At 73.4% G+C, this 7,743-nt stretch carries 7 protein-coding genes and 1 pseudogene; 3 read left to right on the top strand and 5 right to left on the bottom strand.

The features are described from left to right. Positions 1-143 precede the first annotated feature (143 nt). Positions 144-353, bottom strand: a complete 210-nt coding sequence (locus ACWDN5_RS23145) for a hypothetical protein (RefSeq protein ID WP_310976463.1) — start codon at positions 351-353, stop codon at positions 144-146. Then, positions 350-2,374, bottom strand: a complete 2,025-nt coding sequence (gene pknB, locus ACWDN5_RS23140; protein ID WP_449677744.1) for a Stk1 family PASTA domain-containing Ser/Thr kinase — start codon at positions 2,372-2,374, stop codon at positions 350-352. The genes ACWDN5_RS23145 and pknB overlap by 4 nt, the downstream gene beginning before the upstream one ends. Positions 2,375-2,477: 103 nt before the next feature. Between pknB and ACWDN5_RS23135 the strand changes: the two genes are divergently transcribed. The 3 genes and pseudogenes from ACWDN5_RS23135 to ACWDN5_RS23125 all read left to right on the top strand — a co-directional run. Continuing rightward, positions 2,478-2,846, top strand: coding sequence for an Rv2175c family DNA-binding protein (locus tag ACWDN5_RS23135; protein WP_310976460.1), 369 nt, complete (start codon positions 2,478-2,480; stop codon positions 2,844-2,846). 514 nt (positions 2,847-3,360) lie between these two features. Then, the gene (locus ACWDN5_RS23130; protein WP_449677743.1) at positions 3,361-3,777 is read left to right on the top strand and encodes a hypothetical protein; all 417 of its coding nucleotides are present in this window, start codon (positions 3,361-3,363) and stop codon (positions 3,775-3,777) included. A gap of 240 nt (positions 3,778-4,017) precedes the next feature. Beyond that, positions 4,018-4,533: pseudogene (locus tag ACWDN5_RS23125) on the top strand (CGNR zinc finger domain-containing protein); the annotation flags it as partial. 38 nt (positions 4,534-4,571) lie between these two features. Here ACWDN5_RS23125 and ACWDN5_RS23120 read toward each other — a convergent pair. From ACWDN5_RS23120 to crtI, 3 genes are read right to left on the bottom strand one after another with little or no spacing between them, the layout of a single operon-like run. Next, positions 4,572-5,351, bottom strand: a complete 780-nt coding sequence (locus tag ACWDN5_RS23120) for an LLM class F420-dependent oxidoreductase (protein ID WP_449677742.1) — start codon at positions 5,349-5,351, stop codon at positions 4,572-4,574. Next, positions 5,348-6,274: a phytoene/squalene synthase family protein gene (locus tag ACWDN5_RS23115; protein ID WP_449677741.1), complete on the bottom strand. Its 927-nt coding sequence runs from the start codon at positions 6,272-6,274 to the stop codon at positions 5,348-5,350. The genes ACWDN5_RS23120 and ACWDN5_RS23115 overlap by 4 nt, the downstream gene beginning before the upstream one ends. After that, positions 6,271-7,743, bottom strand: coding sequence for a phytoene desaturase family protein (gene crtI / locus ACWDN5_RS23110; protein ID WP_449677740.1), 1,473 nt, complete (start codon positions 7,741-7,743; stop codon positions 6,271-6,273). The genes ACWDN5_RS23115 and crtI overlap by 4 nt, the downstream gene beginning before the upstream one ends.

Genomic DNA, 7,743 nt, shown 5'->3' with positions numbered 1-7,743 from the left:
TCCTTCGCCGCGGACGCCCGGCCAGCCATCCGGATCCGTTGTTGGCCGCGGCGCCAATAGGCACTCATTCGGGACGTCCGAGGTCCCGAATGAGTCATTCGCGACACCGGAAGCCGGGCGGAGCGGGGCCGCCGAGCCCGTCGTCAGCGGGTCAGCGGTTGCCACCGTTCGACATAAACCGTCCGCGGCGGTTCGAAGTCCACCACCAGCACCTGGGTGCCGGAGCTGAACGTCTCCTCCGGGTCCGCCGGGTACGCGTAGAACGCCTCCGTGCCGCCGCGGACGTTCAGCAGCACTTCGCCGATGAGGCCGGGGCCGATCGTGCCCGTCACGCGGCCTCGGCTGCCGATCATCCCCCGAAGCCCTTCAGCTTGACCTTGGAGTTCTTCGCCACGAACGTGCCCGGCTGCGGGTCCTGCTGGAACACGAAGTCGAACCCGCCGCCACCGCCGTTGCCGCGCCCGCGGCCGCCTTCGCGGTCGGCCTTCAGACCGGCCTGCTCCAGGATCTTCTGGGCGTCCTCGAACGAGCGGAACCGGACGTCCGGTACCTGGACCGCGTTGTTGACGAACACGCCGATCCGCTTGGCCTTCGGCTGGGCGTTCGCCGGCGGGTCGGTCCGGGTGACCGCGCCGGCCGGGACGTCCTGCTTGAACTCCTCGCCCGCCTGGAACGGCTCGAACCCGGCCTGCTGCAGCAGCTGGAAGGCCTCGTCCTTGGGCCGGCCGGTGACGTCCGGGACCGGCGGCAGCGGGATCGGGCCCTTCGACACGATGATCGTGACCTGGCCGCCGATGGTCAACTGGCTGCCCGCCGACGGCGTCGTGCGGATGACCGCGCCCTGCGGGACCTCGGCGTCGAAGTCGTCGCCGCCGCGGACCGGGGTCAGCTGCGACGCCTTGATCGCCTGCTCGGCGTCGGCGAGCGCGGTGCCCGGCTGGATGTCCGGCACCTGCGGGCGGCCCTTCGACAGCACCACCGACACCGTCGCGTTCGGTGACAGCGTGGTGCCCTCGGCCGGGTCGGCGCGCAGCACCGTGTTCGACGGTGCGGTGTTGTCGTACTCCTGGCTGAACTGCGGGTTCAGCTTCACCGCCCGCAGCGCGTCGCCGGCCGCGGCCTGGTTGAGCCCGACCAGCTTCGGCACCCGCGCGGTCTTGTCGCCGCCGGTGTCGGTCAGGATGAACGCGAACGCCCCGATCAGGCCGCCGAGCAGCAGCACCGCGGCCGCGATGACGAGGATCCGCTTGCGGTTGTCCTGCGGCGGCTTCTCCGGCTCGGGCCGGCTCCGGCGCCGCGGCGGGGGCGGCGCCACGGGCGGCACCCGGGTGGTCGCCGGCCCGGCGGCGTGGCTCAGCGCCCGCGTCACGTTCGGGCGGTGCACCGGCATCGTCTTCTCGGTGTCGGGCACCTGCGGGATCCGCGGCAGCGTGCGCTCGGTGTCGGCGAGGTCGCCCTGGCCGTGGGACACCGGGATCGGCACGGTCACCGGCAGCAGCCCCAGCTGGGCGCGCACCGCGGTCAGCTCGGTGAGGAACTCCCCGGCGTCGGCCGGCCGCAGCCGCGGGTCGCGGCGCGTCGCCCGGACGACCAGGTCGTCGAGGGCGGGCGGCAGGTCCGGGCGCAGCCGGCTTGGCGGCGGCACGTCGTCGTTCACGTGCCGGTAGGCGACCGAGATGGCCGTGTCCCCGGTGTAGGGGACCTGGCCGGTCAGCATCTCGTAGAGCAGGATCCCGGCCGAGTAGACGTCGCCGCGCGCGGACGCCGCGCCGGTTTCGACCTGCTCGGGGGCGAGGTAGGCGACCGTGCCGAGGATGACGCTCGAGCTGGTCGTGCCCGCGCTCGCCACGGCCCGCACCAGGCCGAAGTCCGCCACCTTCACCGCACCGCCGGTGTGCTGCCCGACCCGGCCGATCAGCACGTTCTCCGGCTTCACGTCCCGGTGCACCAGCCCGGAGGCGTGCGCGGCGGCCAGCGCCGACAGCACCGGCTCGGCGACGCTCAGCGCCACCGCGACGTCCAGCGGGCCCTCGTCGTCCAGCAGGTCGCGCAGCGTCCCGCCGTCCACCAGCTCCATCACCAGGAACGCCAGGCCCGACTCCGCACCCGGCGGCAGGTCGAAGCCCTGGTCGTGCACCGCCACGACGTGCGGGTGGTGCAGCTGCGCCGCGGACTGCGCCTCGCGCACGAACCGGTCCACGAACGACCGGTCGTCGGCGAAGCGCGGGTCCATGATCTTGATCGCGACCGGACGGTCCAGCCGGGTGTCCGTCCCCCGATAGACGGAAGACATTCCGCCGTGGGCGAGCAGCCGGTCCACCCGGTAGCGCCGCTCCAAGAGCGTGCCGACCAGGCTGGGTTGGGTGCGTGTCACGAGTATGGATCGTACGGAATCGCACACGCCTCGTGGAGGAGACCTCGCGGGTCACCCGTGCGCACTAGCGGGTGAGGGGACGGAATGTGGCACAGTGTCACCTGTGAGTGGGATTCCTGTCGCCGAAGACATCCTCGACACCGCCATCGCGGTCCTTCCGCTGGCGGAGGTGGCGACCGTCCTCGGGACTTCGGCCAACAAGGTGCGGCAGATGCTGCGCGACGGGCAGCTGATCGCGCTCAAGCGCGGCGGCGAACTGTGCGTGCCCAGCGATTTCTTCGTGAAGGACGGCGTCGTCAAGGGCCTGACCGGGACGATCACCGTGCTCGCCGATTCGGGGTTCTCCCGGACCGAGATGCTGCGGTGGCTGTTCACCGCGGACGACACGCTGCCCGGGAGCACGCCCATCAACGCCCTGCGGACCAGCCACGGCACCGAGGTCAAGCGGCGCGCCCAGGCGATGGCGTTCTGACCCGCAGCTCTTTCGGGGGTCCGGGTGGCGGAGCCCCCGGCCCGGGGCGAAGCCCCGGATGTCACTGCTGATACAGCTCGCCGCGGCGATCAGCTGAACAGCCGCCGCGGCGATCAGGCACGCCGGCAGCGACCACGCGGCCAGTGGCCCGGCCAGCGCCGCGCCCGCGGCCAGCCCGGTGATCTTCACGCTCGCCGCCGTTGTGAACACCTGCGCGCGGACGTGCTCCGGTGCCTCCCGGTGGCGGATCGCGAACAACGCCGTGAGCTGCGGACCTTCGGCGACTCCGGCCAGTACGGCCGCGACGGCGACGCCGTGCCCGGTCGCGGCCACGAGGCAGCTCACGGCCAGCAGGAGCGTGCTCAGCCAGACGATCCGGTCGGGCGCCCACGGCAGCGGCTTCTTCGCGAAGACGGCGTTGGCCAGCAGGGAGGCCACGGCCAGGACGGCCAGCAGCAGGGCGCCGTCCGCCGGGCCGCGCAGGTGCGCCGCGCCCAGCAGGGGATAACTGACGGTGACCATGCCGATCCCCGTGCAGGAGATCGTCGAGGCGACGGTCGCCCGCCGCAGCGGCGCGTTGCGGACCAGGACCCGGAAGCCGTCCCTGAGGCGAGACTTCCTCGGCGTCCGCTTCGGCAGGAACCACGCCACGGGCATCGCCACGGCAACCATGCCGACCGCGGCGACCAGGCCGGCCGAGCCGCCGAGGAGCCCGGCGAGCCCGGGCCCGGCGAGGGCGGCGGCGGTGAACGTCATGGCGTCGAGCCGGCTGGCTTTCGGCAGCGCCGGCCCGGCGACGGCAGGCAGCTGCGCGGTCCAGCCACCGGCGATGGCGGGGTTGAGCAGCCCGGCGACAACCGCCACTCCGACGACGGCGAGTAGCGGCAAGTGCCCGAAAAGGGCGCTGACCAGCGCGATCCCGCCCGCGTAGCCGCCCAGCGCGACGGCGAGCAGCCGCCCGGGGTGAGCGCTGCGATCCAGCAGGGCGCCGAACCCGGGCCCGCCCACGGCGGCGGCCGCGGTCAGCCCGGCGAACAGGGCCGCGCCGGCGTGCGGGCCCGCGGTCATCCCGAGCAGCAGCAAGGCGGGGCCGGACAGCTCGTCACCGGTCCGGGCGAGCGTGGCGCCGAGCAGGTAACGTCTTATCACTGGCGAGACGTTACAGTGGGGCATGGCCTTTCCGCACCGGGATTCCGTGCAGCGCGCTGTCGACCTGCTGAACGTCCTGCTGGTCCCGTCTCCCGACCCGGCCGCGGTGGCGCAGGTGCTGCGCAATCACGGCGAACCGGAGGTCTCGCTGTCCCCGGAGGACATCGCGGATTTGCGGGCGGCGGCCCGCGAGCTGCGCGAAGTGTTCGCGGCGCGCGACGTCGCTTCGGCGGCTTCGGTGCTCAACGCGTTGTTCGCGGCGTACGCGGGCCCGCCGCGCCTGACGAACCACGAAGAGGGCTACGGCTGGCACCTGCACGCGGACGCGGCCGACGACGGGCCGTGGGGAGCGTGGCTGGTGACGTCGTCGGCGCTGGGGCTGGCGTCGCTGCTGGCGGAGCGCCAGGGGGTGCCGGGCGGGCTGTGCGCGTCACCGACGTGCGGGAAGCCGTTCGCCCACACGGGCGGGGGAAGCCCGCGAAGGTACTGCTCGCCCCGGTGCGCGACGCGCGAACGCGTCGCCGCGCACCGGGCGCGCGGGCCGGGACCACGGGCGGGTCCCGGCCACCGGGCAACTCAGCCCTGGGTCTTGTCGCGCCAGGCGATCCAGGACTTCAGCGCGTCGAGGTCGTAGTCCGGGCCGCCGACGCCGACGGTGAACGTCGTGACGCCCAGCTCCAGCAGCTTCGGCCCGAGCTCGTCCGGCTCGCCCTGGACGCCGCACGAACGCTCGATCTCGGCCGGGTCGCGGCCGACGTCCGCGCAGTGCTGGTCGAGGATCTTGACCTTGCGGCCGACGACCTCCGGGTCGCCGAAGCCGTGCCAGATGTCGGCGTGCTTGGCGACCAGCTTGAGCGTCTTCTTCTCGCCGCCGCCGCCGATGAGCACCGGGATCTTGCGGGTCGGTGCCGGGTTCAGCTTGCCCAGGCGCGACTCGATGCGCGGGAGGGACTCGGCGAGGTCGTCGAGCCGGCCGCCGGCGGTGCCGAACTCGTAGCCGTACTCGTCGTAGTCCTTCTCGAACCAGCCGGAGCCGATGCCGAGGATGAGCCGGCCGCCGGAGATGTGGTCGACCGTGCGGGCCATGTCGGCGAGCAGCTCGGGGTTGCGGTAGCTGTTGCAGGTGACGAGCGCGCCGATCTCCACCCGGGACGTCGACTCCGCCCACGCGCCGAGCATCGTCCAGCACTCGAAGTGCTTGCCCTCGGGCTCGCCGTACAGCGGGTAGAAGTGGTCCCAGTTGAAGACGATGTCGGCCCCGAGGTCTTCGGCGGCCGACGCGGTGCGCCGGATGCTGTCGTAGTCGGCGTGCTGCGGCTGGAGCTGCAGGCCGATCCGGATGCGTCGTTGGGTCATGATCGCAGCCTACGACCGCCGCGGAACGTCTCGCGCGCCCAGACCGTGGCCAATGGGGGTACTGCGACCACCAGCCTCCGCGACTTCGGCACCACCGCCCGCCGCGTCAGGATGTCGTAGTCCAGGGCCACGATCTCGTCCAGGATGCCCTCGTACAACGTCAACGCCGTCCGCACGCACGGGCGCGATTCCGGACGCAGCAACGCCACCCCCGCCTCGGCCCGCCGGTACACCGCCCGGGTGCGCGCGACGAAGTACGCCAGCGCCGCCCGGATCCGCGGGTCCGGGGCGCGCCGCTCCAGCATCGAGCGCGAGACGCCGAACGCGGCCAGCTCGTCGAGCGGCAGGTAGAGCCGTCCCCGGTCGAGGTCCTCGCCGACGTCGCGGAGGAAGTTCGTCAGCTGGAACGCCTCGCCGAGCGCGATCGCGCCCGGCTCCGCGTCCGCCACGGCGCCCACCGTGCCGAACACCGGCAGCATCTGCAGCCCGATCACCGCGGCCGAGCCGTACATGTAGTCCCCGAGCTCGCCGAACGTCCGGTATTCGACCGGCGAAAGGTCCATCCGCATCGACTTCAGGAACGCGTCGAACAACTCCCGCGCGAGGCCGTAGCGCCGCACCGTGTCCGACAGCGCCGCCAGCACCGGGTCGTCCGGCGTGCCGCCCGCGAAGACGACGTCGACCATCTCGCCGACCGCGTCCAGGGAAGCCGCCGGATCGCTGCCCGGTGCCGGGTTGTCGACCAGCTCGTCCGCCATCCGCGCGAAGCCGTACAGCGTGTGCGCCGCCGGCCGGGCGCGGGCCGGCAGCAGCCGCGTCGCGAGGAAGAACGTGCGGCCGTAGTGGGCGTTGATGCGGCGGCACTCGGTGTACGCCGCCCGCAGCTCCGGCGAACGGATGCCCGCCGCGTCGAGTTCGTTCACCGGCCGGTGATCCGTTCCGCCGCCAGCCGGCCGGAGATGAGCACCGGCGGGATGCCGACGCCGGGCGTGGTGCCGCAGCCGGCCAGCACGACGTTCCCGGCCGCGCGGACCAGGTTCGCCGGCCGGAACGGGCCGGTCTGGGTGAACGTGTGCGCCAGCGAGAACGGCGTCCCGGCGGTGAGCCCGCGCGCCGCCCAGTCCGCCGGGGTGATCGTCTCGTCGACGCTGAACTCGCCCCCGAAGCCGGTCAGCCCGCGCGCTTCCAGGGTCCGCAGCAGCTCTTCGCGGTACGGCCCGCGGACGCGCTCCCAGTCGATCGGCCCGCGGCGCAGGTTCGGCGCGGGCGCGAGCACCGAGACGATCTCTCCGCCGCGCCCGGCCAGCCCCGGGTCGGTCGCCGTCGGCCGGGTGACCAGCAGCGACGGGTCGCTCATCAGCTTGCCTTCGCGGATGATCTCGGCGAATGTCCGCTCCCAGGCGCCGCCGAAGAAGATGGTGTGGTGCCCGAGGTCCCACTTTTCGCCGGTCCGCCCGTGCAGGACGACGGCCGACGGCGAATAGCGCAGCGGCAGCGGACGGCGGGGCCGCGCGCCGAGGAGCCGGTAGGCCGTGCCGAGCTCGGTGGCCAGCACGACGGCGTCGCAGGCGATCCGCTCGCCCGAGCGCGTCCGGACCGCGCGCACCCGCGAATGCACCCGCTCGAGCCACGCGGCCTCGGTCCCGAACCGCACGTCCGCGCCCGCTCGCGCGGCGGCCCCGGTCATCGCCCGGCCGATCTCGCCCATCCCGCCTTCGGGGTAGTAGACGCCGCCGACGGTGTCCATGTAGGCGATGACGCCGTACGCGCCGATCGCGCGGGCCGGGTCGAGGCCCGCGTAGAGCGCCTGGAAGGTGAAGAGCCGCCGCACGCGCTCGTCGAGCAGGTACCGCCCGACGCGCGGGCCGAGCCGCCCGAAGCCGCCCAGCGCGGCCAGGCGGGCCAGCTCGGGGCGGGCCAGGTCGAGCGGCGAGTCGAAGTTCGCGGCCAGGAAGTGGTCCTTCTGCGCCGCGTACAGCTCGGTCAGCCAGCGGCGCAACGCCCGGTAGCCGGCCGCTTCGCGGGCGCCGGCGAAGGCGCGGACTTCGGCCTCCATCGCGTCGCCGTCGGTGCGCAGCGCCAGTGAGCTGCCGTCGGCGAACCGTGCCCGGTACGCCGGGTCGAGCCTGGTCAGGCGCAGGTTCTTGGCCAGCGGCTCGCCGACCGCGGCGAACGCCTCTTCGAGCAGCTCCGGCATGGTGAGCACGCTCGCGCCGGTGTCCACGGCGTTGCCGTCGAAGCTCTGCTGCCCGGCCCGGCCGCCCGGGACGTCCGCCTGTTCCAGCAGCGTGACCTGCCGTCCGGCGCCGAGCAGGTGCAGGGTCGCCGAAAGCCCGGCCAGTCCCGCGCCGATGACGACGACGTGGTCGGCCGGTGCCTCGAGCGTGCGCAC

The organism is Amycolatopsis sp. NPDC003731 (assembly GCF_053586895.1).
This window is presented reverse-complemented; position numbering and strand designations above follow the sequence as displayed.